The organism is Aquabacterium sp. NJ1, assembly GCF_000768065.1.
Lineage (GTDB): Bacteria > Pseudomonadota > Gammaproteobacteria > Burkholderiales > Burkholderiaceae_C > Aquabacterium.
The window spans coordinates 2,070,003-2,093,811 of the sequence record NZ_JRKM01000001.1; the positions used below are offsets into that span (position 1 = coordinate 2,070,003).

25 protein-coding genes are annotated in these 23,809 nt (G+C 64.0%); 5 read left to right on the forward strand and 20 right to left on the reverse strand.

All coding sequences use genetic code 11. From position 1 onward, the window contains the following. Window positions 1–3 precede the first annotated feature (3 nt). The 8 genes from gspN to gspG form a co-directional block, all read right to left on the reverse strand. The gene (gene gspN, locus JY96_RS08880) at window positions 4–900 is read right to left on the reverse strand and encodes a type II secretion system protein N (protein ID WP_235333885.1); all 897 of its coding nucleotides are present in this window, start codon (window positions 898–900) and stop codon (window positions 4–6) included. Window positions 901–916: 16 nt separating this feature from the next. After that, window positions 917–1,435 (reverse strand): type II secretion system protein GspM, encoded by a 519-nt coding sequence (gene gspM / locus JY96_RS08885; protein WP_035041893.1) that lies wholly within the window; start codon window positions 1,433–1,435, stop codon window positions 917–919. A gap of 22 nt (window positions 1,436–1,457) precedes the next feature. Continuing rightward, window positions 1,458–2,723 carry a type II secretion system protein GspL gene (gene gspL, locus JY96_RS08890; RefSeq protein ID WP_035036731.1) on the reverse strand — a complete coding sequence of 422 codons (1,266 nt, stop codon included), beginning with the start codon at window positions 2,721–2,723 and terminating at the stop codon, window positions 1,458–1,460. Between the two features lie 124 nt (window positions 2,724–2,847). Continuing rightward, the gene (gene gspK / locus JY96_RS08895) at window positions 2,848–3,912 is read right to left on the reverse strand and encodes a type II secretion system minor pseudopilin GspK (RefSeq protein WP_035036734.1); all 1,065 of its coding nucleotides are present in this window, start codon (window positions 3,910–3,912) and stop codon (window positions 2,848–2,850) included. Between the two features lie 20 nt (window positions 3,913–3,932). Further along, window positions 3,933–4,646: a type II secretion system protein J gene (locus JY96_RS08900; protein ID WP_052162303.1), complete on the reverse strand. Its 714-nt coding sequence runs from the start codon at window positions 4,644–4,646 to the stop codon at window positions 3,933–3,935. Continuing rightward, window positions 4,646–5,020: a type II secretion system minor pseudopilin GspI gene (gene gspI / locus JY96_RS08905; protein ID WP_052162304.1), complete on the reverse strand. Its 375-nt coding sequence runs from the start codon at window positions 5,018–5,020 to the stop codon at window positions 4,646–4,648. The genes JY96_RS08900 and gspI overlap by 1 nt, the downstream gene beginning before the upstream one ends. Further along, window positions 5,004–5,522, reverse strand: a complete 519-nt coding sequence (locus JY96_RS08910; protein ID WP_052162305.1) for a Tfp pilus assembly protein FimT/FimU — start codon at window positions 5,520–5,522, stop codon at window positions 5,004–5,006. Before JY96_RS08910 ends, gspI begins: the two co-directional genes overlap by 17 nt. Continuing rightward, window positions 5,497–5,949, reverse strand: a complete 453-nt coding sequence (gspG, locus tag JY96_RS08915) for a type II secretion system major pseudopilin GspG (protein WP_035041901.1) — start codon at window positions 5,947–5,949, stop codon at window positions 5,497–5,499. The genes JY96_RS08910 and gspG overlap by 26 nt, the downstream gene beginning before the upstream one ends. 187 nt (window positions 5,950–6,136) lie before the next feature. Here gspG and JY96_RS08920 point away from each other — a divergent pair, with 187 nt between their 5' ends. Beyond that, a complete protein-coding gene (locus tag JY96_RS08920) occupies window positions 6,137–6,733 on the forward strand; it encodes a hypothetical protein (protein WP_052162307.1) in 597 nt (198 codons plus the stop codon). A gap of 3 nt (window positions 6,734–6,736) precedes the next feature. Here JY96_RS08920 and ilvA read toward each other — a convergent pair whose 3' ends face one another. Next, the gene (gene ilvA, locus JY96_RS08925) at window positions 6,737–8,332 is read right to left on the reverse strand and encodes a threonine ammonia-lyase, biosynthetic (RefSeq protein WP_052162308.1); all 1,596 of its coding nucleotides are present in this window, start codon (window positions 8,330–8,332) and stop codon (window positions 6,737–6,739) included. Between the two features lie 46 nt (window positions 8,333–8,378). Then, the gene (locus tag JY96_RS08930) at window positions 8,379–9,644 is read right to left on the reverse strand and encodes an oxygenase MpaB family protein (RefSeq protein ID WP_161784274.1); all 1,266 of its coding nucleotides are present in this window, start codon (window positions 9,642–9,644) and stop codon (window positions 8,379–8,381) included. Between the two features lie 120 nt (window positions 9,645–9,764). Here JY96_RS08930 and JY96_RS08935 point away from each other — a divergent pair, with 120 nt between their 5' ends. Then, on the forward strand, window positions 9,765–10,871 hold the full coding sequence (locus tag JY96_RS08935) for an AraC family transcriptional regulator ligand-binding domain-containing protein (protein ID WP_035036737.1): 1,107 nt from the start codon (window positions 9,765–9,767) through the stop codon (window positions 10,869–10,871). Between the two features lie 78 nt (window positions 10,872–10,949). Here JY96_RS08935 and JY96_RS08940 read toward each other — a convergent pair whose 3' ends face one another. The 9 genes from JY96_RS08940 to JY96_RS08980 form a co-directional block, all read right to left on the reverse strand. Continuing rightward, a complete protein-coding gene (locus tag JY96_RS08940) occupies window positions 10,950–11,366 on the reverse strand; it encodes a F0F1 ATP synthase subunit epsilon (RefSeq protein ID WP_035036739.1) in 417 nt (138 codons plus the stop codon). A gap of 146 nt (window positions 11,367–11,512) precedes the next feature. After that, entirely contained in the window at window positions 11,513–12,922 is a 1,410-nt protein-coding gene (gene atpD, locus JY96_RS08945; protein WP_035036741.1) for a F0F1 ATP synthase subunit beta, read from the reverse strand. A gap of 36 nt (window positions 12,923–12,958) precedes the next feature. Beyond that, a complete protein-coding gene (atpG, locus tag JY96_RS08950; RefSeq protein WP_035036743.1) occupies window positions 12,959–13,825 on the reverse strand; it encodes a F0F1 ATP synthase subunit gamma in 867 nt (288 codons plus the stop codon). A 13-nt stretch (window positions 13,826–13,838) separates the two neighbouring features. Beyond that, complete coding sequence (gene atpA / locus JY96_RS08955; protein ID WP_035036746.1) at window positions 13,839–15,392, reverse strand: F0F1 ATP synthase subunit alpha; 1,554 nt, start codon at window positions 15,390–15,392, stop codon at window positions 13,839–13,841. A 142-nt stretch (window positions 15,393–15,534) separates the two neighbouring features. Next, the gene (locus JY96_RS08960) at window positions 15,535–16,068 is read right to left on the reverse strand and encodes a F0F1 ATP synthase subunit delta (RefSeq protein ID WP_035036748.1); all 534 of its coding nucleotides are present in this window, start codon (window positions 16,066–16,068) and stop codon (window positions 15,535–15,537) included. A 2-nt stretch (window positions 16,069–16,070) separates the two neighbouring features. Continuing rightward, window positions 16,071–16,541, reverse strand: coding sequence for a F0F1 ATP synthase subunit B (locus JY96_RS08965; RefSeq protein ID WP_035036750.1), 471 nt, complete (start codon window positions 16,539–16,541; stop codon window positions 16,071–16,073). A 49-nt stretch (window positions 16,542–16,590) separates the two neighbouring features. Continuing rightward, on the reverse strand, window positions 16,591–16,848 hold the full coding sequence (atpE, locus tag JY96_RS08970) for a F0F1 ATP synthase subunit C (RefSeq protein WP_035036753.1): 258 nt from the start codon (window positions 16,846–16,848) through the stop codon (window positions 16,591–16,593). Between the two features lie 86 nt (window positions 16,849–16,934). Next, the gene (atpB, locus tag JY96_RS08975) at window positions 16,935–17,843 is read right to left on the reverse strand and encodes a F0F1 ATP synthase subunit A (protein WP_369796135.1); all 909 of its coding nucleotides are present in this window, start codon (window positions 17,841–17,843) and stop codon (window positions 16,935–16,937) included. Between the two features lie 12 nt (window positions 17,844–17,855). Continuing rightward, a complete protein-coding gene (locus JY96_RS08980) occupies window positions 17,856–18,218 on the reverse strand; it encodes an ATP synthase subunit I (protein ID WP_161784275.1) in 363 nt (120 codons plus the stop codon). A 492-nt stretch (window positions 18,219–18,710) separates the two neighbouring features. Here JY96_RS08980 and JY96_RS08985 point away from each other — a divergent pair, with 492 nt between their 5' ends. From JY96_RS08985 to JY96_RS08995, 3 genes are read left to right on the forward strand one after another with little or no spacing between them, the layout of a single operon-like run. Beyond that, a complete protein-coding gene (locus JY96_RS08985) occupies window positions 18,711–19,577 on the forward strand; it encodes a hypothetical protein (RefSeq protein WP_200883467.1) in 867 nt (288 codons plus the stop codon). Window positions 19,578–19,579: 2 nt separating this feature from the next. After that, the gene (locus tag JY96_RS08990; protein ID WP_035036759.1) at window positions 19,580–21,205 is read left to right on the forward strand and encodes a GH3 auxin-responsive promoter family protein; all 1,626 of its coding nucleotides are present in this window, start codon (window positions 19,580–19,582) and stop codon (window positions 21,203–21,205) included. A 45-nt stretch (window positions 21,206–21,250) separates the two neighbouring features. Further along, window positions 21,251–22,348, forward strand: coding sequence for a hypothetical protein (locus tag JY96_RS08995; RefSeq protein ID WP_035036761.1), 1,098 nt, complete (start codon window positions 21,251–21,253; stop codon window positions 22,346–22,348). Here the strand turns inward: JY96_RS08995 and JY96_RS09000 are convergent, their stop codons facing one another. Further along, window positions 22,349–23,734 (reverse strand): hypothetical protein, encoded by a 1,386-nt coding sequence (locus JY96_RS09000; RefSeq protein ID WP_035036763.1) that lies wholly within the window; start codon window positions 23,732–23,734, stop codon window positions 22,349–22,351. It abuts the gene before it with no gap. Window positions 23,735–23,809 lie beyond the last annotated feature (75 nt).

A 23,809-nucleotide genomic window follows, 5' to 3' on the forward strand; every position in this document is an offset into this window, starting at 1 on the left:
GACTTATCCGATCGAAATGACAGAACGGTCGCCCTCGCGGCGGCCGATGATGTTCAACAAATTGTCCAGTGCGCCGCGTTCGGCCTCACTGGCGCGGGCTTCGCCACGAAAGCGCATCCCGCCGGAGCTCACGCCCCCTTGGCCAGACAGCTGCAGGGCGCCGTCCAGCGTGTTCAATTGCATCTGCAGCAGGCCCTGGGGATCGCCGCTCAGGTTCAAGCGGTAAGAGCCCAGTCGGTCCAGCGTGGTCAAGCGCGAAGACACGTTCTCCAGCATCAGATCAGCCTGCCCCTGGATGCGCAGGCGCCCTTGCGCCCACTCGAAAGACAGATCCCGGCTCGACAGGCGCAAGACCCCGGCCAGTTGCAGCGTGTTCCAGGGCGTGCCCAGCCCCCCCAGCCAGGCGGCGGGCCAGTGCCCGACCTCGCCCGTCGCTTGAGCGAGCACATCGGTCTTGACGCGCCCCATGCCGAAGGCCACCTGCATCACCACCGGTGTGGGGATGCAGCAGTCCTGCTGGAAGGTCAGGCGCAGGCCCAGGCCGCTCAGGCGCATGGTCCAGTTCAAGCGGCCAGGCAAGGCCCGCGCATCACGACTGCCGGGACCACCCGTGAGGACCACCACGGCATCGCCATGCCAGATGGTGCCTTGTGACTCGGCCAGCAGCAAGCGCTGGCCCGAAAGCTCCACCACACCTTGCGCCAGCCAGCTGGCCGGCGCATACACCACCAGCCCCACCAGCGCGCCCAGGCCAGCGCCCCACCAGCCCCAGCGACGGCCGGCCTTGCGCATGTTTTCCCAGCGCGCGACCTCCATCGTCGACTCGAGCCAGCGCGTGGTCAAGGCGCCCGCGCCTTGCATCCAGGCAGGGCGACGGCTCAGGAAAGGAATGCCAGCCATGTGCGCGTGCCCGGCCTTAACGGCCGCCTCCTGCGCCCGGCCCCATGGCCAGGACGATGTTGCCCGAGTACACCCCTGGCTCGACCTGCATCAGGCCGGCCTCGGTGGGCTTGGCGCGCGCCGCGCCACGGGCCTCATCCAGCCAGGTGGCCAGGGCATCACCCGAGACGCGGTTGAGCGTGAGCGTGGCGCGGTCACCTTGCAGATTGAGCTTGGCCCCGGCCCCCAGGCGCTCCGTGGCCGAGCGCAGCGCCGCCTCGGATTGCGCGGGCGGCACAGGCGGACGCTGGCGCAGCATCTGGGATTCATCGGCCAGGCGGCGCATCTGGTCCAGCTGCGCGTCAAGCTCACGCAACTGCGCAGGGGTCTCAGACAGGGTGCGCCAGGCCGGGCGGATGCCCACCAGCACCAGCAGTGTCAACGCCAGCAGCCAGCCCGCCACCGTGGCCATCTGGCGCTCGCGCGGGGCCATGGCAGCCCACTTGGCCTGCAACTCCTGGCGCAGCGCTTGAAGAGAGGAAGCTTGAGAACTCATCTGTTTGCTTTCAATGCGTTCATCAGCCATTGGCGCGCCGCACGGTCAGGCGGCCATCCGCCGACTCGACCTGCACGCCAGCCGCGCCCAGCTTGCGACGGAACTCGTCCAACTCGACCGCGCCCCAGGAGGCAGGCGGCATCACGGTCAGCGAGCTGCCGTCGTACTGCAAGCCGGCCGTAGGCTGCTCAGGCGGCCAGGCGCTGGCCACTGCGGCCATCAAAGACTCCAGGTCATTGCCACCAGCCTGGCCCGCCATGGCACGCAAGGCTTCGGTTTCGCGGCGCATCTGCACCGGCGCATCCAGCACGGCCTGCACCTGCGGGTGGGCCTGCTTGAGCAGTTGCACCATGGTGGCGCGCTTGGTCTTGACCAGTTGCGATTGTTGCCAGGCCCACAGATTGAGCCCCAGCACCTGCGCGGCCACCAGGGCCATCAGGCCCATGCGGGCGGGCCGCCATTGCGGGCTCATGAAGCGCCGCCACTGGTCGCTCAGGGCATATACACCTTTGCTGCGAGGTGTCAGCTCGAACTGCAGCAGGTTCCAGATCGAGCGGGCCGCCAGCAGGAGGTGCTCGGGCTGGCTTTGCACCGTCACGGCACGGCCCAGCCAGCGCTCGGCCGGCGAGGCCACAGGCGGCGTGGCGAAGAAGCGCGCATTGATGGGCAGCGGGTCAGGCAGCAAGGTGCGCGACAGGCTGCCGGCCACCGGCCAGGTCGCCACGCCATCCGGGGTGGACCAGGTCAGCAGCATCTCGGCGCCAGGCTCAGCCCCCTCGGGCGCACCGGCTGCACCAAACTCGTGGAAGTAGGCCGATGGCGGTTCGTCCGGCGCCACGCCGGGCACCACGCGCTCCACGCGGATCTTGGCCTTTTCCAGGGCCATCAGCTGGCTGGTCAACCAGGTATGGTCGCAGGCCGCAATCCAGGTCGGCTGGCCGGCCTTGGCCATCGGGGCCACGGCCAGGTGCATGTTCTCGGGGTCTTCGAGCAGGGCCTCTTCCAGCATGCTGGCCAGCGCGGCGCGCAGACGGGCCGCCGGCGCCTTGGGCAGGCTCAGGCGGTGCCAGCTCAGGTCGGTCGGGGCCATGACGGCCACCACACTGTCGGCCCGGGGCAACATGGGTGCCGTGGCACGCCCCTGCCGCGTGGCCGACATGCCGTCGACGCTGAGCACATAGCTGTACTCCTTCGGCCCGGGCGACGCTGGCGCAGCCCCGGCCTCCGACGCGGTCACGTCGGCGCTCAGGCGCGTGCGCGCCGGCAGTTGAATGATGAGAATGCTCATGCCCAGACGGTCAGATATTCAGAATATTTCAGCATCCAGCATAGATGCCCCGGCATTGTAGGAGCGCAGGAATAGCGCCCATTTAAGGATTGATACCTGCTTCGAGCGCAAAGAATGCTTCCCATCATGGGGGCGTCGCGCCGTCTGCGCCACGGTCCAGGCCCGAAAAACGCGACTGCTGTAGCACCAGCACGTCAGAGCCGCCGGGCTGGCGCTGCACCAGGTGGCGTTGCTCGATGACGTTGTCTTCGTAACGCAGGCGGCCTTTGACTTCAAAAAATTCGGATTTGACGTCGAGGCGGTTGAAATCCCATTCGGGCTGGGCGTGCCCCAGCACCTCAAAGAGGTCGCCGGTGGCCTTGAAGGGCTTGCGCTGCCGGGCCTGCACCAGCCGCGCCGCCCGCGCCAGGTCCAGGCCGTCCACCACGGCCGCGATCACTTCCTTGGGTGCGGTGTTGACGTTCACCTTGGTCTCGGCCGTGGGCAACAAGGTGACGTAGGGGCGCAATTTCTCCAGCGTGCCCGCATCCAGCCCCAGCCACAAGAGCTGGTCGAAACTCTGCGGCATCAGCGGGGCCTGCGAACGGCCCATTTCGCCACCCAGCTTATCCAGCAAGGCAGGGTCGCTGCTGGCAAACGAGGCCTCGGCCAAAGCGGCCTTGGTCATCGCCGCCGCGATGCCATCGGCCAGGGAGGGCGGCAGGCTCAGGAACTCCAGCAGGCGCTTGAACACCTTGACCTCGGCCTCATTGGTCGTCACGCCGTCCACCAGATGCCGCAGGTTGTATTTGGCGTGCGCGTCATCGACCTTGCCGGACAGGAACGCCTCGGGAGAGTCGTCCGAATCCGTGGCGCTGTTGTTGCCGTCCGCCGCCAGGAAGGTGGACAGGCGGGCCTCGGCCAGCGGCATGGCCCACACCTCGCCGAGGTGGTCGACCTGCTCGTTCTTGCCGTCCTCACGCAAGATGAGCCGCGCCCAGTCCAGCGCACCGCTGAGCACCCACGCCGATTGCGAGCGCACGCGCTCGGCACTCTCGACCTGCACGGCGCGCCATTGCTGCCAGACCATGGACGCCGCCAGCGTGGACACCAGCGTCACGATGACCATGGCCATCAACAGGGCGGCGCCACGCTGGGCCGATGGCCTGGGATGGCCGCTGGCCGCACGGGAAAATGGCTGATCGAGCATGGTGTTCCGGCCCTCTTCGGTCAGTTGCCCTGCAGCTGGGGCGCCAGCATGACGTCACGCGTCAGCGTGCCTGCAAAGCCGCTTCCCTCGCCCAGCGTCATCTGACAACGCACCGCATTGGGCAAGGCCTGCCTCAGGCTGGGTACCGGTGCTGCCCCGGTTGCCCCACCAACCGGGATGGCCTGCGTCGTCTTGACCACATCGCCAGTGGACTGGCAACTGCTCATCGAGCCGCCGCGGAAACAGTACACCTGCCAGCGCTCCACGCCTTTCAGCGCGGTCAAGGTGCCCGGCTCGCGCCCCTGCAACTGGTAAGAGCTCAGCCAGTAGCGCTGCAACTCACCGACCTTGGTGGTCACCGGACTGGCCCAGCGCAACAGGCGGTCACGCCGCACATACCAGGTCACCACCTGCATGCCTTCGCCACTGCGGCGGGTCAAGCGCAAGTGCGCGCCGTCAAACTGCATGCCATCCACGATCTGCGTGTCCATGACCTGGCCCATGTCCGCCTCGAACTGGGTGACCACCGACTGCAGGCGCAGGGTCTGCTTGAGGTTGCCATCGGCCACCTGGCGGGCCGTGCTGATGCTGTCCATGCCCTTCCAGGCCGTGGCCGACAACACCGCCAGAATCAGCAGGGACACCAGCACTTCGATGAGGGTGAAGCCCTGCTGGGCAAGGGCTCGGGGGCCCACACCAGGCTGCACACGGGGCATGAAGACGGGCTGGTTCATCAGAAACGCGGCAACACCGTGGACAACTTGACGATGGGCTGCTGCGCCTCGTCCATCACCTGGGCATCCACCCGCCGGAAGTTCAGGTTGGGCGTCGGGCGCACGGTCATGTGCCCCGGAAAGGTCCGGCCCAGTTGCTGGCAGCTGAAGTCACTGTCGCCCACGGGGGGGTAGATCCTGGACAGCTTGAGCGAGGTGATCTGGTTTTCGGCGCACCACTGCGCCAGGGTCAGGTCGTTCATGCGCTGGGCATTGAGTGTCAGCCCGCCCGCCGCCTTGATGCCGGCCGACAGGGTGATGGCCACGATGGCCAGCGCCACCAGCACCTCGATGAGGGTCATGCCGAGCGCGAGTTGGTCAGCGTGCCGGCGCATTGGCCACCTCCTGCGCTGAACCGGCCGCATCCTCTTCGGCCTCGTTGCCGGTGAGCACGGCGAAGGGGCTGAGCCCATCCGTGCCCACGATGATCTGCTTGTCTTCCACACGAAGGATGACGCTTTGCGCGCCGATCACGGGCTCCGGGCCCAAGACGATGCTGCGCGCGCCCACGACTTCTGCCTTGACGTCAGGCTCCAGCCATTTGAGCGGCGGCATCAGGGCGGGCGGCAGGCCCAGGAACTGGTAATCGGCGTCCGGGCCGTTGGGCTGAGGCACCCACAGCACCGTCATGGCGCCCGCACGCGCCTGGGTGCGAGCCGACTCCAGCAGCGCGATGAGCCGCGCGGCCTCGCGCTCCAGGCGGGTCGAAGAAGGATCGGGGATGGCGAAGGCCACCACCGCGGTGGTGATCGCGATCATGGCCACGACCACCATCAACTCCAGCAAGGTGAAGCCGCGTGCGCGGCGCGCCTTATTGCCAGGAGCCGATATCGGCATCACGGCCTTCGCCACCGGCCTGGCCATCCGCACCAAAGCTGAACACATCCACGGGCCCCTTCACGCCGGGGTTGACGTACTGATAGGAATGGCCCCACGGGTCATTGGGCAGCTTCTCCAGATAGGGCTTCCAGTTGGGCGGCACGGGCGAAGCGGAAGGCTTGGTCACCAGGGCCTGCAGACCTTGCTCGGCCGTGGGGTAACGCTGGTTGTCGAGCTTGTACAGCTTGAGGGCCTGCATGAGATTGCTGACGTCGGTGTGCGCGGCGGTCACGCGGGCGTCGTCGGCCCGGTCCAGCACATTGGGCACGATCAGGGCGGCCAGCAGGCCAATGATCACCAGCACGACCATCAGTTCGATCAGCGTGAAACCACGCTGCACGGCTTTGACGGCCTTCCGGGCAAGCTGAGGGGTACGCGCAAACATCTTCATGTCCATTTCCGAAAACAATCTTTTCAATCAGACACCGAAACCGACGCCTTGGTTCCACACGGTGCTGCGAGGGCGCAAGCATGCACGAGGACCAGGGTGGCCTGATGCGGGATGAACCCGAGGTTCAAAGGCCACTTTTGGCGGTCACGGTGCATCGAACACCCATCATAATGGCCGGATCATGGCATCACGCATCTTCGCCCTCATCATTTGGGCCGCTGTCGCGGCCAGTCTGGCGTACTGGGGCCTGCGCTGGTTGGCCCGCCCGACCGGTGTTCCCGCGAATGCCACGCCCGTCTCGCTGGACAGCGGCGCGCAAGGCGACCTGCATCGCCTGCTGACGGGCCCGGTGAAGGCCTCCGGCCCGGTGGTGGACCCGTCCGCCGCGTCTGCGCTGGCCAGCCGCATCAAGCTGCTGGGTGTGGTGGCGCCGCGTCAGGAAGGCGACACCGGTGGCGTGGCCCTGCTGTCGATCGATGGCAAACCGCCCAAGGCCTTCCGCATCGGCGCGACCATCGAAGGTGACCTGGTCCTGAAATCGCTCACGCAACGCGGCGCGTCCATCGGGACGGCCGACGGCCCGGCCACCACCACCCTGGATCTGCCCCTGCTGCCACCACCCCCGACGGGTGCCCTGCCACCCGTCAGCGGCTTCAGCACCACCGGCAACGAGCTGACGCACGCCCCAGGCGGCGTGCCTGGGGCCGTTGGCCGCCTGAGCAGCCCCGAAGGCGGCCCCGCACCGGGTGGCATGCCGCCCCCGGGCATGTCCCGCTGAAACTCAGCGCAGGAACAAGCGGTAGACCGGGTTGCGGGTCTCGTCCACGTAGATGTAGCCCAGCCGATCCAGGAAAGGCTTGATCGCCTTCGTCTCGGCCTTGGGCACCTGCAACCCCACCAGGATGCGCCCGTAGTCGGCCCCCTGGTTGCGGTAATGGAACAGGCTGATGTTCCAGCCCGGCGGCAAGCTGGTCAGGAAAGTCATCAAGGCGCCGGGGCGCTCCGGGAAAATGAAGCTGTAGAGACGCTCACCCTCGGCCAGCGAAGAACGCCCGCCCACCATGTGGCGGATGTGCGTCTTGGCCAGTTCGTCATGCGTCAGGTCCACCGTCTGGAAGCCCTGCTTCTCGAACAGCTTGGCGATCTTCTTGGACTCGCCCTTCTCGCTGGTCGTCAGGCCCACGAACACATGCGCCTGCTTCTCGTCCGAGATCCGGTAGTTGAACTCGGTGACGCTGCGCGGGCCGATGGTCTCGCAAAAACGCTTGAATGAACCGCGCTCTTCAGGAATGGTCACGGCCAGCAGGGCTTCGCGTTGCTCGCCCACCTCGGCGCGCTCGGCCACGAAGCGCAGCCGGTCGAAGTTCATGTTGGCGCCACAGTTGATGGCGATGTAAGTCTTGCCCTGGCCACCATGGCGCTCGGCGTACTGCTTGATCGCGGCCACGCCCTGCGCACCGGCCGGCTCGACGATGGAGCGCGTGTCCTGGTAGATGTCCTTGATGGCGGCGCACACCTCGTCGGTGCTGACGATCACGAAATCGTCCACCAGGGCCTTGGTCAAGCGCATGGTCTCTTCACCCACCAGCTTCACGGCCGTACCGTCCGAGAACAACCCAACCTCGGGCAGCGTGATGCGCTTGCCCGCCTTGACGGAGCGCACCATGGCGTCGGAATCACTCATCTGCACGCCGATGACCTTGATCTCGGGGCGCACGGCCTTGATGTAGGCCGCCACACCACTGATCAGGCCACCACCACCGATGGCCACGAAGACCGCATCGATCGGGCCGCTGTGCTGGCGCAGGATCTCCATGGCCACGGTGCCCTGGCCGGCGATCACATCGGGGTCATCAAAGGGGTGCACGAAGGTCATGCCCTTCTTGCGCTCCAGCTCCTTGGCGAACAAGGCCGAATCCGAATAGCTCTCACCGTGCAGCACGATCTGCACATTGTCGCCACCGAAGTAGCGCACCGCGTCGATCTTGACCTGCGGCGTGGTGGTGGGCATCACGATGGTGGCCTGGCAACCCAGGCGGCGCGCGCCCATGGCCACGCCTTGTGCGTGGTTGCCGGCCGACGCGCAGATCACACCCTTGGCCAGGTGCGCCCGGCTGAGCTGCGCCATCTTGTTGTAGGCACCGCGCAGCTTGAAGCTGAACACCGGCTGCTGGTCCTCGCGCTTGAGGTAGACCTTGTGCCCCAGGCGCCGCGACAGGCTGCGCGCTTCGTCCAGCGGGCTTTCAATCGCCACGTCGTACACCTTGCTGGTCAGGATCTTTTGCAGGTAGTCCTGAACGGTCAACGGTGTGGTCTTGGGTTTGGCAGCGGGCTTCTTGCTTTTTGCAGGAGCGGCGGCCTTGCGCGCGGTGGACATAGGCGTGGGCTTTCGGGATCAAACTCAGGGTCTGTAGCCCTAGAGTCTAGCCTGCCTGCCTTTTCGCGGGGTGGGCCCCGCCGGTCAGATGTGGTGAACCATGCGCGCCCATCAACACCTTGAGGTAGTCACGCTGACGCTGCCCCGCCCAGCGGCGCCACACCGGCATCAAGCCTGGCACGGCGTGCAGCACCAACGAGCGCAGCAGGAAGGGCCCCATCGTCAGCAGGGGGTACCAGGGCAAGGTCGCGGGCAGACCCAGCGCCCGCATGCCTTGGCTTCCCACGAACCACCTCACCAGGCTCAGGTGGCGAGCCTTGTTGAAACGCCCGCGCAGACCCGGCAGGTTCGGGTAGAGGCGTTGCAAAGGTTCGTCCATCAAGGCCTGGCCCAGCATCACGCTGGTTTCATCGGCAGACGCCTGGCTGAGCACGTTCTGATAAAGCAGCGTGCGGCCCTGCTGCTCGTCGTCACACAGGTAGCGCTCGTCCACGCCCATGAGCCAGCCGATGTAACGCCACAGGTGCATGACCGCCTCGGACTCGCGGCGGGACAACCACACCCCCGTGGTCTTCAGGGACAAGAGTTGCACCACGCTGAAGGCCAGGTAGGTAGCCTGCATGTCCAGCTGGTTGACGGGCACACCCAGACTGGCGGCGTCCCATTTAGGCGAATGGCCCAACTGGTGTCGCACCAGTGCATGCATCACCCGCACGCGCAAGGTCATCATGAAGCCGGCACCGCCCGGCGCCATGCCACCCTCTTCGGTACAGGCCAGCCACCACGAGGTGGTCTCGGCCACGCGACGTTGTGCGCCCTTGTGCAACGAGCCCGTCATCACCAAGGTCTGGTTGATGGCCGAGGCCTGGTAGCCCGCCATGAGGCCCGCGTCGCGCAGCACCATCATGCCGTGCAGGCCCGTGCCGCGCAGGGCCTGTGCACCTTCGATCATCAAATCCTCACGCACCCAATCCGGCCAGCCCGCCGTGCGGCAGACAAATTGGCGCAAGGGGGCCGCCGTGGTCTCATTGAGATCACGAGGGGCAGCCAAGGCTCGCTCGAACAAAGGCCAGGCACGCGCCATGCCGAATTCATGCATCCAGGCCACCAGATCATCCGCAAGAGGGTCGCCCTCCCACAAGGCTTGCCCCATGGTCGCCCAGGCCTGCTGGTCGGGCTCGGGGTCCCCCTTGACGAGCAGACGCAAGCGGCTGGCCATCTGCCGCGAGGCCTTGAGGTCCGCGCCGAGGCGGCTGGGCGCAGGTTGTGCACCCTCTGGCCTTGCGCCTGTCGCCGTATCATCGTTTCTCATGGAGGAAGCCATCATGCTGTGTTCAGGACAGATTTCAATGAAGCCCATGATGGCTTCGCATGGCCACCAGGTCATTGACCGCCAACGCTGCACGCTTGACCGCAGCACACCAGACAAACCATGAGCACGAGCGCCGATCAACCAGCCCAGAACACGCCCCTCAAAGGGATACAGGCCGCCTTCGTGCGGGTGCTGCCCGATGCGGTGAGCGCACGAGGCCTGTCCGCAGCCCCCGTCTGGGACGCGCTCGGGCTCAAGGTGGACGAGGCCCCTGAACACACGCGCGTGCCCGTGGCCGGCCTGTGCCGCGCCATCGATGTCGCGTGCGGGCTGACGGGCGACCCCCTGGTGCTGATCCAGGCCGCCCAGGCGGTGCGCCCGCTGCACCTGGGCAGCCTGGGCTACGCGCTCATGAGCAGCCCGCTGGGCGAAGACGGCCTGCTGATGTACGAGCGCTTCCAGACCCTGCTGTGCGACGAATTGCTGGCGCGCCACCGCGTGGCCAAAGGCCTGATCGAAGTGCGCCACGAAGCCGTGGACACCCCCCTGCCCCGAGACGCCCGCTTCTGGTGGCTGCTGATGGGCGCGCGCCTGGCCTTTGCGCGCTGGGTATCCGGGCGTGACCTGGTGCCCGTGCGCATCGACATCCCAGCCCCTCGCCCAGCGGGCGCAGATGCGTTCGACCGCTTCATCGGCAGCCCCGTTCGCTATGACACGCCAGACTGCCGCGAGCTGATGCCGGCTGACTGGCTGGCCTGGCTCAACCCGAACGCCGACCCCGCCATGCATGCCCTCATGCAGGCCCGCACCGCCCAGCAACTGGCCAGCCAACCCCAGGGCGACGCCGTGCTGATGCGCGCCAGGGTCGTCCTGTCCGAACGCATGAGCCTGGGGCTGGAGATGAGCCTGGACGCCGTCACCCAGGCCCTGCATGCCGACACCCATGACGCGCAGGCCATCACGCCCAGGCAACTTCAGAAGCGCCTGGCCGACCGGGGCTTGAACTTCAAGGATCTGATCGAGGAGGTACGGCGCGAGCGGGCCTTGCGGCTGCTGCGGGACACCTCTCAAGCCATCGGCGAGATCGCCCAGGCCTGCGGTTACACCGAAGTCAGTCCCTTTCACCGCGCGGTGCGGCGCTGGACCAGCCTCACCCCAGCCCAGGTTCGTCAGCAAGCGCAGACACCGGGATCAGCCCCCGCATCGGCGACAAGCAGGCCCGCATGAATGAAAAAAGCCCGCGGCGCGAGCAGCGGGCTTTTGCAAGCCAGGCCCATTTGCATGAGCCCGAGCCTTGGGTATCGATTACTTCTTGCGCAGACGGGCAATGGCAGCCAGTTGAGCCACCATGGTGGCCAGCTCGCTCTGAGCCTTGGCCAGGTCCAGCTCGCCCTTGGCGTTCTGAACAGCTTCCTGAGCCAGACGCATGGCCTCATTGGCCTTGGCCTCGTCCAGGTCCTTGCCGCGGATGGCGGTGTCGGCCAGAACGGTCACGCAGCCAGGTTGCACTTCCAGAATGCCGCCGGCCACGAAGACAAATTCTTCTTCCTTGTTGTCAGCGCGCTGGATGCGCACGGCGCCCGGCTTGATCCGGGTGATCAGCGGTGCGTGCTTCGGCAGGATGCCGAGCTCACCCACTTCACCGGGCAAGGACACCAACGTCGCTTCACCCGAAAAGATCGACTCTTCGGCGGAGACAACATCAACGTGAATGGTGGACATGCTTTGTTTCCTTAAACGCTCTACTCAAGCGCGTAAAAAGGATGTGAGCACCAAGTAATCGGGTGTCAGGCAAGGCGCCGCGCACAGACGTAGCGGAAGCTACGTAGAGCACGGCAACGCCGCCTGCCGCCCGATTACGCCGGTGATCACGCCTTTTTGGCTTTTTCGAAGGCTTCGTCGATTGTGCCGACCATGTAGAACGCTTGCTCAGGCAGTGCATCGCACTCGCCATTCACAATCATCTTGAAACCACGGATGGTTTCCTTCAGGGGCACGTACTTGCCAGGCGAACCGGTGAACACTTCGGCCACGTGGAACGGCTGCGACAGGAAACGCTGGATCTTACGAGCGCGGGCCACCAGGAGCTTGTCCTCGGGTGCCAGTTCGTCCATACCCAGAATCGCGATGATGTCGCGCAGCTCCTTGTAGCGCTGCAGCGTGTTTTGCACGCCACGGGCCACTTGGTAGTGCTCTTCACCGACCACGTGCGGGTCCAGCTGACGCGAGGTCGAGTCCAGCGGGTCCACGGCGGGGTAGATACCCAGCGAAGCGATGTCACGAGACAGCACCACGGTGGAGTCCAAGTGAGCGAAGGTGGTGGCAGGCGACGGGTCGGTCAAGTCGTCCGCAGGGACGTAAACGGCCTGGATCGAGGTGATCGAGCCGACCTTGGTCGAGGTGATGCGCTCTTGCAGGCGGCCCATTTCTTCGGCCAGCGTAGGCTGGTAACCCACGGCGGAAGGCATACGGCCCAGCAGCGCGGACACTTCGGTACCGGCCAGGGTGTAGCGGTAGATGTTGTCCACGAAGAACAGCACGTCACGGCCTTCGTCACGGAACGACTCAGCGATCGTCAGACCGGTCAGGGCCACGCGCAGACGGTTGCCCGGCGGCTCGTTCATCTGACCGTAAACCATGGCCACCTTGGAGTTGCTCAGGTTGTCCAGGTCCACGACCTTGGAGTCGGCCATTTCGTGATAGAAGTCGTTGCCCTCACGGGTACGCTCGCCCACACCAGCGAACACCGACAGACCCGAGTGAGCCTTGGCGATGTTGTTGATGAGTTCCATCATGTTCACGGTCTTGCCCACACCGGCGCCACCGAACAGACCCACCTTGCCGCCCTTGGCGAACGGGCAGATCAAGTCGATCACCTTGATGCCGGTTTCCAGCAGGTCTTGCGAAGGCGACAGTTCGTCGTACGCAGGGGCCTTGCGGTGGATGGGGGCGGTCTGAGCCAGGTCCACGGGACCGCGCTCGTCGATCGGCGCGCCCAGCACGTCCATGATGCGACCCAGGGTGGCCGGGCCCACGGGCACGGTGATCTGGGCGTTGGTGTTGTACACCTGGTTGCCGCGGCGCAGGCCGTCAGACGAACCCAGCGCAATGGTACGGACGATGCCGTCACCCAGCTGCTGTTGCACTTCGAGGGTCAGCGTGGAGCCTTCCATCTTCAGAGCGTCGTACACCTTAGGCATCTGGTCGCGGGGAAATTCCACGTCCACCACGGCGCCGATACACTGAACGATCTTGCCCACTGTTTGCGTGTCAGCCATTTTTCGTTCCTTCAATCAATTCAAAATCTGCGTGAATCAAACCGCGGCCGCACCGGCGACGATTTCGGACAGTTCCTTCGTGATGGCGGCCTGACGGGTCTTGTTGTAGACCAGCTTCAGTTCCTTGATCACGTTGCCTGCGTTGTCGGTGGCGGCCTTCATGGCCACCATGCGCGCGGATTGCTCCGACGCCATGTTCTCGGCCACAGCCTGATAGACCAACGCTTCGACATAGCGAACCATCAGTTCATCGATCACCGCGACAGGGTCCGGCTCATAGATGTAGTCCCACTGGTGCGTGGTTTCCGATTGCAGCGTGGTCGCGTTCAGCGGCAGCAGCTGTTCAACCAGAGGTTCCTGCTTCATCGTGTTGATGAAGCGGGTGAAGCACAGATAGACCGCGCTCAACTCACCAGCTTGATAAGCATCCAGCAGCACCTTGACAGGGCCGATCAGCTTTTCCAGATGGGGGGTGTCCCCCATGCCGACCACGCTCGACACCACGTTGGCGCCGATGCGGTTGAAAAAGCCTGCAGCCTTGTTGCCGATGGCGACGACGTCAGCCTTGACGCCTTCACCTTCGAGCTCCTTGAGCTTGTTGGTGACAGCGCGCAGCACGTTGGTGTTCAAACCACCGCACAAGCCTTTGTCCGTGCTGACCACGATGAAGCCCACCTTCTTGCCACCGGTGTTGGTGACCATGAAGGGATGGACGTACTCGGGGTTGGCATGAGCCAAGTTCGCCGCGATATTGCGCACCTTTTCAGCATAAGGACGGGCCGCACGCATGCGGTCCTGGGCCTTGCGCATCTTCGAAGCCGCGACCATTTCCATGGCCTTGGTGATCTTCTTGGTGTTCTCGACGCTCTTGATCTTGCCGCGTATTTCCTTGCCTGCCGCCATGGCGTGCTCCTATTTAGGCGAAGGTCTTCTTGAACGCGACGATGGCCGATTGCAGTTCGGCTTCAGCGTCCTTGTCCAGGGCCTTCGAGGCTTCGATCTTGCTCAGCAGCGCAGCGTGGCTGGTCTTCAGGAACTGGTGCAGACCAGCTTCGAAGGCCAGGATCTTCTTGACGTCCACGTCGTCCATGAAACCCTTGTTCACGGCAAACAGCGTGGCACCCATCAGGGAGATCGGCAGCGGAGAGTACTGAGCCTGCTTCAGCAGTTCGGTCACGCGGGCACCGCGGTCCAGCTGCTTGCGGGTTGCGGCGTCCAGATCGGAAGCGAACTGCGCGAACGCAGCCAGTTCACGGTACTGCGCCAGGTCGGTACGGATACCGCCGGACAGGCCCTTGATGATCTTGGTCTGGGCAGCACCACCCACGCGGGACACGGAGATACCGGCGTTGATGGCGGGACGGATACCAGCGTTGAACAGCGACGTTTCCAGGAAGATCTGGCCGTCGGTGATCGAGATCACGTTGGTGGGCACGAAAGCGGACACGTCACCGGCTTGCGTTTCGATGATGGGCAGAGCCGTCAGCGAACCCGTCTTGCCCTTGACTTCACCCTTGGTGAAGGCTTCGACGTAGTCGGCGTTCACGCGGGCTGCACGCTCCAGCAGACGCGAGTGGATGTAGAACACGTCGCCAGGGAAAGCTTCGCGGCCTGGTGGGCGGCGCAGCAGCAACGAGATCTGACGATAGGCCACAGCTTGCTTGGACAGGTCGTCATACACGATCAGGGCGTCTTCGCCACGATCGCGGAAGTACTCGCCCATGGCGCAACCGGAGTAGGCCGACACGAACTGCAGGGCAGCCGAGTCAGAAGCCGAAGCGGCCACGACGATGGTGTATTCCATGGCGCCAGCTTGTTCCAGCGAGCGCACGACGTTCTTGATCGACGAAGCCTTCTGACCGATGGCGACGTAGATACAGGTCACGCCCTGGCCCTTCTGGGCGATGATGGCGTCGATGGCCACAGCCGTTTTACCGGTCTGACGGTCACCAATGATCAGTTCGCGCTGACCACGGCCCACGGGCACCATCGAGTCGATCGACTTGATACCGGTTTGCAGAGGCTGCGACACGGATTCACGGGCGATCACACCAGGGGCGATCTTCTCGATGGGAGAAGTCAGCTTGGCGTTGATCGGGCCCTTGCCGTCGATGGGTTGACCCAGGGGGTTCACCACGCGACCAACCAGCTCGGGACCAACGGGCACTTCCAGGATGCGGCCCGTCGTCTTGACGGTGTCGCCTTCGGCGATGTGCTCGTAGGCACCCAGAATCACGGCGCCGACGGAGTCGCGCTCGAGGTTCAGGGCCAGGCCGTAGGTGGGGACGCCGGAGGCGTCAGCGGGGAACTCCAACATTTCGCCCTGCATGGCATCGGACAGGCCGTGCACGCGGACGATACCGTCGGTCACGGAGATGACGGTACCTTGGTTGCGAATGTCGGCAGCCGCGCCGAGACCTTCGATGCGGCTCTTGATCAGTTCGGAAATTTCTGCGGGATTCAGTTGCATTGCTTTGCTCCCAGTCTGGTCAAGGGCTGCACTGTGGCAAACCTCGTTGACAACGACCGGCGGTTGTCAGGAGTGGCATGAAAACCACCGGTAGGAATTGAGCGACTATTGGTTGCGTCGGTTCGGTTACCCGTACTGCGACTCAAGCCAAGAGAGTGGACTTCATGCGTTCGAGGCGAGCCTTGACGGAAGTGTCGAGCACTTCGTCACCCACCACGACGCGCACGCCGCCAATCAGTTCAGCGTCGAGTTCGACCTTGGCTTCCAGCTTGCGGCCAAAACGCTTTTCCAGCGGCCCCATGATCTCAGCCAGTTGAGCGGCATCGATCGGGAAGGCGCTGAAGATCTGCGCTTCGGACACACCCTGGCGAGCCTTGACCAGCGCCTGGAACTGCTCGACCATCAAAGGCAGAGCGGCCAGACGACCGTTTTCCAGCACGGTGCGCAGGAAGTTGGTCAAGGACGTAGCCAGTGTCACCTTGGCTGCCGCCACGATCACGTCGAACACCTGGTTCGATGTGACCTTGGGGTTGTCAGCCAGGGCTTGCACTTGCGGATCACGGGCGACAGCTGCCACAGCCTCAAGGGCCTGTTGCCAGGCAATCAGCTCGGCATCAGGCACAGCTTTGAACAGGGCCTCTGCGTAGGGGCGGGCGATAGTGGCAAGCTCAGCCATGATCACAGCTCCGACTTCAGGCGGCTCAGCAGGTCAGCGTGGACCTGGGCTGAAACCTCACGACGCAGGATCTGCTCGGCACCCTTGATGGCCAGACCGGCAACCTGTTCGCGCAATGCCTCACGGGCTTGCACGACCAGTTGCGCGGCTTCAGCCTTGGCGTCGGCCACGATCTTGTCAGCCTCGGCCGTTGCACGGCTCTTGGCGTCTTCGACCAGGGCGTTGCCACGCTTTTCAGCGTCAGCGATGCGCTTGGCGATTTCCTCGCGGGATTGGCTGAGCTGCTCCTGGACGCTTTTGTTGGCGTTGGCCAGCTCAAGCTTGGCCTTGTCAGCCGCAGCCAAACCGTCAGCGATCTTGCCTGCGCGCTCGTCGAGGGCCTTCGTGATGGGTGGCCACACGAACTTCATCGTGAACCACCACAGGATCATGAAGACCACGATCTGCGCAATCAGCGTTGCGTTCAGATTCATGGCTCGGACCTTTCTCGGTTAATTGAAAAATTCAGTCGAGAAAGACCGATTACTTGGCCAGGTTGGCGATGAAGGGGTTCGCGAAGGCGAACAGCATGGCGATACCAACACCGATCAGGAAGGCAGCGTCGATCAGACCGGCCAGCAGGAACATCTTGGTTTGCAGTTCGTTCATCAGCTCAGGCTGGCGAGCGGTGGCTTCGAAGTACTTGCCGCCCATCAGGGAGATACCGATACAAGCACCCAGAGCGCCCAGACCAATGATCAGACCGCAAGCCAGAGCGACGTTACCCAACACGATTTCCATGATTGCTCCTAGATAGAAAAGAAAGAGAGGTTAGAAAAGAAACTGAGAAAAGATGAAGTTCAAAGATCAGAGGGGGGGATAACTGATCAGTGACCTTCGTGAGCCTGACCGATGTACACCAGGGTCAGCATCATGAAGATGAAGGCCTGGAGCGTGATGATCAGGATGTGGAAGATGGCCCAGGCGGTACCGGCGATGATGTGACCCAGGAACAGGCCCCAACCACCCAGCGACGAGAAACCGACGGCGCCCATCAAGGCGATCAGCATGAACACCAGCTCGCCGGCATACATGTTGCCCCACAGTCGCATGCCGTGGGAAATGGTCTTGGCGCCGAATTCGATCAGGTTCAGACCGAAGTTGGCAGGAGCCAGCAGGATGATGCCGACCGGGCCGTGCGCGTGGAACGGGGCCGTGAACAGCTCCTTGATCCAGCCGAACAGGCCCTTGATCTTGACGTTGTAGTACAGGCAGATCAGCAGCACGCTCAGCGACATGCCCAGCGTGACGGACAAGTCAGCCGAAGGCACGATGCGCAGGTAGGCGTGGTGCGGGTCCAGGCCCTTGGCCTCGTAGACCTTGCCCCAGATGGTGGGCAGCAGGTCCAGGGGCAGCAAGTCCATGGCGTTCATGAAGAAGATCCACACGAACACGGTCAGGGCCACAGGGGCCACGGCCTTGCGGGAGGTGGCGTTGTGGATGATGCCCTTGGCCTGGGTATCAACCAGCTCGACGATCATTTCGATCGCAGCCTGGAAGCGGCCGGGCACACCAGACGTGGCCTTGCTGGCGGCACGCCAGAGCATGAAGATGGCCAACAGCCCCAGGGTCACCGACCAGAACAGGGAGTCAAAGTTGACGTAGGAAAAATCGGCAATGCTTTGCGCATCTGCATGGTTTTGCAGGTGGCGCAAGTGGTGATTGATGTATTCACCGGCCGTTGGCGCGTGGTGCGCAGCGTTTTCAGCCATTTCGGCGTGAGCATCAGCAGACATCAGCAACTCTCGTCAAACAAAATTCTTCTTGCGACGCTGCCACACGAGCAGCGCCACCCCAATGACCTTCAAGCACAACACCAGGGTCACCAGCATGGCCGCCCAGTTCAGGGGCTTGATCCACACAGGCGCCAGCGCGAGCATCGCGCCGGTCAGCCCCAGCTTGAGAATCTCCCAAACCAGGAGCCCCCCCACGCTTCGCCCTGCATTGCGCCCGAACACCCCCCGCGCCATCAGCGCGTTGGGCACCACGGCCACCGCTGCGCCATACAAGGCGGACACGGCAGACGCCGGGCTGAGCGACAGGGCACCCCACACCAGCGCGACAAGCACCCCGAATGCAGCCTGCACGGCCAGCACTTGCCACACGGACATCGAAGGGTGCCGGGCAGAAAGGGCGCTAGCCTCTTCCCGCGTCAGCGGCCGGACAGGGAGGTCGTCGTCTTTGTTCCAGTCGGAGTCGTCAAAGGACATGGCAGATAGCGGCTGTCTGGCGACTGACTCGTTCATGGGCACAAAAACGCCGACCCTGGCGTCGGCAAAACCTAAAGATTATACGCACTTACCCGCGAACAGTCCAAGCCCTAGTTCCTTACTTGTTTCAAACAGGGCGTGAAATCCCCCTCAAGCACGGGTGCCGCGGCGACAGGCTTAGTCGCCCACGAACCACAGCCCCGTGTTACCCCTTACGTTAGACACCCCCCATCTAAGTGGCGCACTGGGACAAGCCCGGTGTCGCTTTCAGGCCCGCGAAGGCATGCTTGGTAACAAGTTAGTAATAGAGATCAACGCGGCTCTCACCCCTCGGCGCATGCCAGGGGTCGGGGGTTGTGTTTTCTGAAGCCCGGCGCTCAGGTGGAGTTCAGCATGTCCTCAACGGCGAATAAAGAAAAAGTCAGTACGTTCTTTCGTCCTATCGAATCGGTGACGGTGAGCAACATCAAGCAGATGTATGACATCTACGCCAACTACTACGAGAACACCTCGCTGGACATCTTCCTCAACGACCTGAGCAAGAAGTCGGGCGTGATCCTGGTGACCCGCAAGTCCGACGACAAGATCGTGGGCTTCTCGACCCAGACCTTCTTCGACATCAAGGTCGACGGCAAGCGTGTGCGCGGCATCTTCAGCGGCGACACCATCATCGAGCAGGCCTACTGGGGCAACAACGCCCTGGCCAACACCTTCTACCGTCGCCTGGTCATCGAGCGCATCAAGCGCCCGTTCACGCCCTTCTACTGGTTCCTGATCTCCAAGGGCTACAAGACCTATCTGCTGCTGACCAACAACTTCTACAACTACTACCCCAATGTGAACGGCAAGGACGAGAAGTACCGCCGCATCACGGAGCAGTATTGCGAGCAGCTGTTCCCCGAGTACTTCGACAAGGAGAAGATGCTGCTGGACTTCGGCCAGACCTATGTGCGCCTCAAGGGTGACGTGGCCGAGATCACGCCGGAGTTGAAGTCCGCCAACCCGCACATCGCCTTCTTCGAGAAGGTGAACCCCACCTGGCGTCGCGGCACGGAAGTGCCTTGCATTGGTGCTTGCGATTACGAAAGCCTGTTCCGCTCGATCGTGGACGTGCCCTGGAAGTGGATCAAGAAGCACATGCTGGGCACGCACAAGCCGGCCGGCCTGGATCTGGCCAAGCAAGCCGCGTCACAACAAGGTCGCCAGGAATGGCTGGAGCCCGGCGCGGATGAAGCCAGCGCAGGCTCCAAGGCCTCCTGAGCATGGGCGTCGGAACCACCCTCGGACACCACCTCCTCAGATTGCTTGTCGCCCCCGGGCGGCGCCGCTTTGAACAGCACCTCGGCGAACTGGAATCCGTCCAGCGCGCGCGGCTTGCCCGTTGGTTGTCTGCCGTATCCCGATCCTCCGAAGGCCAGCGTCGCGGCATCCGCGCAGACTGGTCGTGGGAAGAGTTCGTACGCCAGGTCCCCGTGTCCACCTACCAGGACTACGCCGAGATCATCACGGCTCAGCGCGAGCGCAAGCAATCCCTGCTGATCGACTCGCCGGTGATGCGCTACCAGCCCACCAGCGGCTCGACCTCGGGCGTGAAGTGGGTGCCCTACACCAAGATGTTCCTGGATGAACTCGACCAGGTCATCACCGCCTGGGTGGGCGACCTGTATCGCCAGTTCCCGGGGCAAGGCCATGGCACACACTACTGGTCGCTGTCGTGGATCCCCACGGAGATGCGCAGCCAGACGGCTGGCGACATCAACGACGACATGAAGATGTTGTCCTGGGGCAAGCGCCTGCTGGCCTACCTGACGCAGGCGGCACCGCAGGACATCGCGCTGGCCGAGACCTCGGATGACTCGCTGTTCGCCACCATTGCTTACCTGGCGGCCGATGAGAGCCTGGGCTTCATCTCGGTGTGGAGCCCGACCTTCGGCCTGGGCCTGCTGGAGCAGATGGCGGCGTGGCGCCAGGAGCTGGCTGCGGCCTTGAGCACAGGCCAGTGGGGTGAGCGCCAGGCCCGCATGGCCGGCCTGCCTTGCCCGCAATCGCACCGTGCTGCGCAACTGCTGCTGCATTGGGACGGTCAACTCAACGCGCGCTTCTTCGAGCAGCTCTGGCCACAACTGGCCGTGCTCAGCGCCTGGGACACGGCCGCAGCCGCACCCTGGGCGCAAAAGCTCAAGGGCTTTCTGCCGCACGCCAACTTCCAGGGCAAGGGCCTGTGGGCCACCGAAGGCGTCGTGACCTTCCCGTTTGATGGCCGCTACCCGCTGGCCTATCTGAGCCACTTCTACGAGTTCGCCGACGCCCATGACGGCAAGATCTTCGCGCCCTGGCAGTTGCGTGAAGGCCAGGAAGTCATCCCCATCATGACCACGGGCAGCGGCTTTGCGCGCTACCAGATGGCCGACGTGATCCGCGTTGAAAAGCCCTTGGGACAGGTGCCCTGCTTCACCTTCCTGGGTCGCAACGATGGTGTCGACCTGGTTGGCGAGAAGACCAGTGCCACCACGGCCCAGATGGTGCAGGATCAGTTGCAACTGGATGGCAGCATGCCCGTCACGCTGCTGGCGCTGGACGAGGCTCGCAACCACGCGCCCGGCTATGTGCTGCTGGTGGAGTGCGCACCCGAAGCCCCGCGTGGGGCGCTGCAGACCGCGTTGGCCGAACAGGTTGAACGAGCCCTGCAAGGCAACTTCCACTACAAGCTGGCGCGTGAGCTGGGGCAACTGCAGCATGCAGCCTGCGTGGCCCTGCCCCACATGCGGGCCATCTACCTGGATCAATGCCGGGAGCGCGGCATGATCGAGGGCAACATCAAGATCGAACCTTTGCGACACTGGCGTGGTGCTGTACCCGCGGTGTTGCGGCAGTCGCTGGACAGCTGATCGGCGCCGGCATTCCATTTCACTCTCATTGATCACCCGTACACCATGGCCATCACCGTACGATTGGGTACCCCCGCAGACAACGCCAAGATGCAGGATCTGATCACCAAGATCACGATGCCTGGTGTGGCGCAGATGTGTTTCCAGCGCGCGCCTGATTTCTTCGTGGGCGCCAAGGTCATCGGCGACGAGTTCGTGCTGACCGTGGCCGATGACGACGAGCGCCCCGACGTGCTGGCCGGCCTGACCGTGATCTCCGGCCGCGACCTGTACATCAGCGGCAAGAAGCGCCGCGTGTACTACTCGGGCGACACGCGCGTGGACCCTTACTACCGCCGCCGGGGTATTGCGTCCAACCTGTTCATCGAGCAGAAGAAGCACCGTTCGACCGAAGACCTGCTGCAAGGCATCGTGTTGAAAGAAAACACCGCCCCGCTGGATGCCGCCAAGAACTCGGCCGATGGCGTGCTGTTCGACTACTGGATCAGCCACAGCATCGAGACCAGCTTCATCTTCACGCGCAAGATCACACCGCGCATCCCTCAGGGCGTGCAGATGCGTGCGGCCACGGCGGCCGATGTGCCCGCCATGCAAGCCTTCTTTGATCGCGAAGCGCCGCGCCGCAATGGCTACCCGGTCTACGACTTCGAGAAGCTACTGGCCGGTGACCCGTATTACGCGGGCCTGAGCATCGGCGACTATGTGCTGGCCATGCGCAACGGCCAGATCATCGGCATGATCGCCGGCTGGAACCAGAAGGCCTACAAACAGACGCGCATCGTGGGCTTCAAGCCCATCATCAAGCTGCTGCGCCCGATCTACAACCTGTACGTGGGCATCACGGGTGGCTTCAAGCTGCCCCCGATTGGCGGCGTGCTGAACTACCTGACGCTGGCCAACATCCTCGTGGCCAATGATGATGCGGCCGTGCTGCAAGGCCTGATCGACTACGTCATGGCCAACCAGGGCCAGAAGTACGATGCGCTGGCCACGGCCTTCACGCAAGGCGACCCGCTGGAAAACGTGCCTCGCGGCTACAAGCGCCAGAAGCTGTACTCCAGCCACTTCTGGCTGAGCTATGGCGCCGACCCGCGCCCGGGCATTGACAACCGGCCCTTGTACGTGGAGCTGGGGCGCCTCTGATCAGGCCTTGGCGGGCGGCGATGGCAGTGCTTCTGCCTCCGCCACCATGCGCTCGAAGGTCTTGTCCAGCCGGCGCAAGAAGTCGTTGACATCCTCCACCGAGGTCTCGGCCAGTTGCCAGGACAGCGGGATGAACAGTCGGCCATCGGTTTCGACCAGGGCCGGCAAGGCCGCCACGCTGGCCACACTGGGCATGAACTGGTCAATGCGCACAGGCACATCGGGCGGGTTGATCACGCTGCTGACGTCACCGATGCTGGTGGCGTGACCACTGATCTTGGGGAAGCGGTCCTTGCGCTTCATCTGCACGCCCACATAGCCCACCAGGGTGCGACCCAGCCAGGGCATGAGCTCCTCCAGCAGATAGGTCCAGCACATCTCGCGGCGCGTGAAGCGGGCCAGGCCCTCTTTCGTCAGGGCGTCGACCGAGCGCACACGCTCCAGCAAGGACTTGCGCGGGTCCTGCTCGATGACCAGGAAAGCGCCCACATGGTTGCCCCACAGCGGGCCATGGCCAGCGGACTCGGGGTAATAGCGGCGCAGGTTGACCGAGATGCGGATCACGGCTGCGGCCTTGGGATCGTCGGGCGCCTGCTCCAGAAAGGTCTGCGCGATGGCCGCAACCTGGAAGGTGTTCATCGACACGCCCAGCTTGCGCGCCGCCTGGCGCATGGCCTTGGTGCCCGTGGGCACATGGTGATGCCGCAGGCCCGTGGTGGAGAAGTTGGGGCTGTGCCGGCGCGGGATCTGCTGGATGTTCAGTTGCTTGAGCAGCCGGGCCTCGGCCACCTTGTGCTGGCGGGAGCGCCAGATCTGGCGCGGCCACTGCCACCAGTGATCGGGCGCGACCGAGCCCAGCATGGACGGCGCTTCAATGGCCATGGGCTCCATGGGCTGGCCATTGAGCCCGCGCACGATCTGGTTGACCAGATTGAGCATGGTCATGCCATCACCAAAGATGTGCGGCACGGCCAAAAGAATCACGGCGCGCTCGGGGTGCGGCACAAAGCGCACACGCATGCCGATGCCGCGCTCCAGCGGCACCACCTCGTTGAGCATGCGCCGGTGCCAGGCTTCCAGCGCGGCAGGGTCGTCCACATTGATGTGCGCATCCACCTGGAAGGCCAGGTCGAACAACTGGTCGACGACATGGTCGTCGGGCAGGATGCGGAAGTGGTAGCGGTGCGGCCCGGCTTCCAGCATGGCGCGCAGCTTGGGGTAGTTCGTCACCAGCTGGCGCAGCACGCGGCGCACCAGCGCCTCGTCCAGTGGCGCATTGAAGCGCAGGATATAGGGCTGCATCACCCCGGCGGCCAGGCCTTCGATGGCGGCGTAGCCGAACTCGGTGCGGTTGAGCGGGATGATGTCGTCGGTGATGAATGCCATGCATTTGATGGTGCCAGAAGCCGCGAGCCCCTGGCCTCATGGCTTGTGCGGATGCCCCCCTCAATGCGGGTCGAG

What these genes read in the sequence shown, in the direction of transcription:
- gspK (WP_035036734.1), bottom strand. Translation starts at nt 3,912, where the DNA reads ATGCTCGATCAGCCATTTTCCCGTGCGGCCAGCGGCCATCCCAGGCCA.
- JY96_RS08935 (WP_035036737.1), top strand. Translation starts at nt 9,765, where the DNA reads ATGAGCACGAGCGCCGATCAACCAGCCCAGAACACGCCCCTCAAAGGG.
- JY96_RS08900 (WP_052162303.1), bottom strand. Translation starts at nt 4,646, where the DNA reads ATGAACCAGCCCGTCTTCATGCCCCGTGTGCAGCCTGGTGTGGGCCCC.
- gspG (WP_035041901.1), bottom strand. Translation starts at nt 5,949, where the DNA reads ATGTTTGCGCGTACCCCTCAGCTTGCCCGGAAGGCCGTCAAAGCCGTG.
- JY96_RS09000 (WP_035036763.1), bottom strand. Translation starts at nt 23,734, where the DNA reads ATGGCATTCATCACCGACGACATCATCCCGCTCAACCGCACCGAGTTC.
- JY96_RS08965 (WP_035036750.1), bottom strand. Translation starts at nt 16,541, where the DNA reads ATGAATCTGAACGCAACGCTGATTGCGCAGATCGTGGTCTTCATGATC.
- atpA (WP_035036746.1), bottom strand. Translation starts at nt 15,392, where the DNA reads ATGCAACTGAATCCCGCAGAAATTTCCGAACTGATCAAGAGCCGCATC.
- JY96_RS08990 (WP_035036759.1), top strand. Translation starts at nt 19,580, where the DNA reads ATGGGCGTCGGAACCACCCTCGGACACCACCTCCTCAGATTGCTTGTC.
- JY96_RS08930 (WP_161784274.1), bottom strand. Translation starts at nt 9,644, where the DNA reads ATGAGAAACGATGATACGGCGACAGGCGCAAGGCCAGAGGGTGCACAA.
- JY96_RS08940 (WP_035036739.1), bottom strand. Translation starts at nt 11,366, where the DNA reads ATGTCCACCATTCACGTTGATGTTGTCTCCGCCGAAGAGTCGATCTTT.
- atpB (WP_369796135.1), bottom strand. Translation starts at nt 17,843, where the DNA reads ATGTCTGCTGATGCTCACGCCGAAATGGCTGAAAACGCTGCGCACCAC.
- JY96_RS08910 (WP_052162305.1), bottom strand. Translation starts at nt 5,522, where the DNA reads ATGCCGATATCGGCTCCTGGCAATAAGGCGCGCCGCGCACGCGGCTTC.
- gspM (WP_035041893.1), bottom strand. Translation starts at nt 1,435, where the DNA reads ATGAGTTCTCAAGCTTCCTCTCTTCAAGCGCTGCGCCAGGAGTTGCAG.
- ilvA (WP_052162308.1), bottom strand. Translation starts at nt 8,332, where the DNA reads ATGTCCACCGCGCGCAAGGCCGCCGCTCCTGCAAAAAGCAAGAAGCCC.
- atpE (WP_035036753.1), bottom strand. Translation starts at nt 16,848, where the DNA reads ATGGAAATCGTGTTGGGTAACGTCGCTCTGGCTTGCGGTCTGATCATT.
- atpG (WP_035036743.1), bottom strand. Translation starts at nt 13,825, where the DNA reads ATGGCGGCAGGCAAGGAAATACGCGGCAAGATCAAGAGCGTCGAGAAC.
- JY96_RS08960 (WP_035036748.1), bottom strand. Translation starts at nt 16,068, where the DNA reads ATGGCTGAGCTTGCCACTATCGCCCGCCCCTACGCAGAGGCCCTGTTC.
- JY96_RS08985 (WP_200883467.1), top strand. Translation starts at nt 18,711, where the DNA reads ATGTCCTCAACGGCGAATAAAGAAAAAGTCAGTACGTTCTTTCGTCCT.
- gspI (WP_052162304.1), bottom strand. Translation starts at nt 5,020, where the DNA reads ATGCGCCGGCACGCTGACCAACTCGCGCTCGGCATGACCCTCATCGAG.
- gspL (WP_035036731.1), bottom strand. Translation starts at nt 2,723, where the DNA reads ATGAGCATTCTCATCATTCAACTGCCGGCGCGCACGCGCCTGAGCGCC.
- JY96_RS08995 (WP_035036761.1), top strand. Translation starts at nt 21,251, where the DNA reads ATGGCCATCACCGTACGATTGGGTACCCCCGCAGACAACGCCAAGATG.
- gspN (WP_235333885.1), bottom strand. Translation starts at nt 900, where the DNA reads ATGGCTGGCATTCCTTTCCTGAGCCGTCGCCCTGCCTGGATGCAAGGC.
- atpD (WP_035036741.1), bottom strand. Translation starts at nt 12,922, where the DNA reads ATGGCTGACACGCAAACAGTGGGCAAGATCGTTCAGTGTATCGGCGCC.
- JY96_RS08980 (WP_161784275.1), bottom strand. Translation starts at nt 18,218, where the DNA reads ATGTCCGTGTGGCAAGTGCTGGCCGTGCAGGCTGCATTCGGGGTGCTT.
- JY96_RS08920 (WP_052162307.1), top strand. Translation starts at nt 6,137, where the DNA reads ATGGCATCACGCATCTTCGCCCTCATCATTTGGGCCGCTGTCGCGGCC.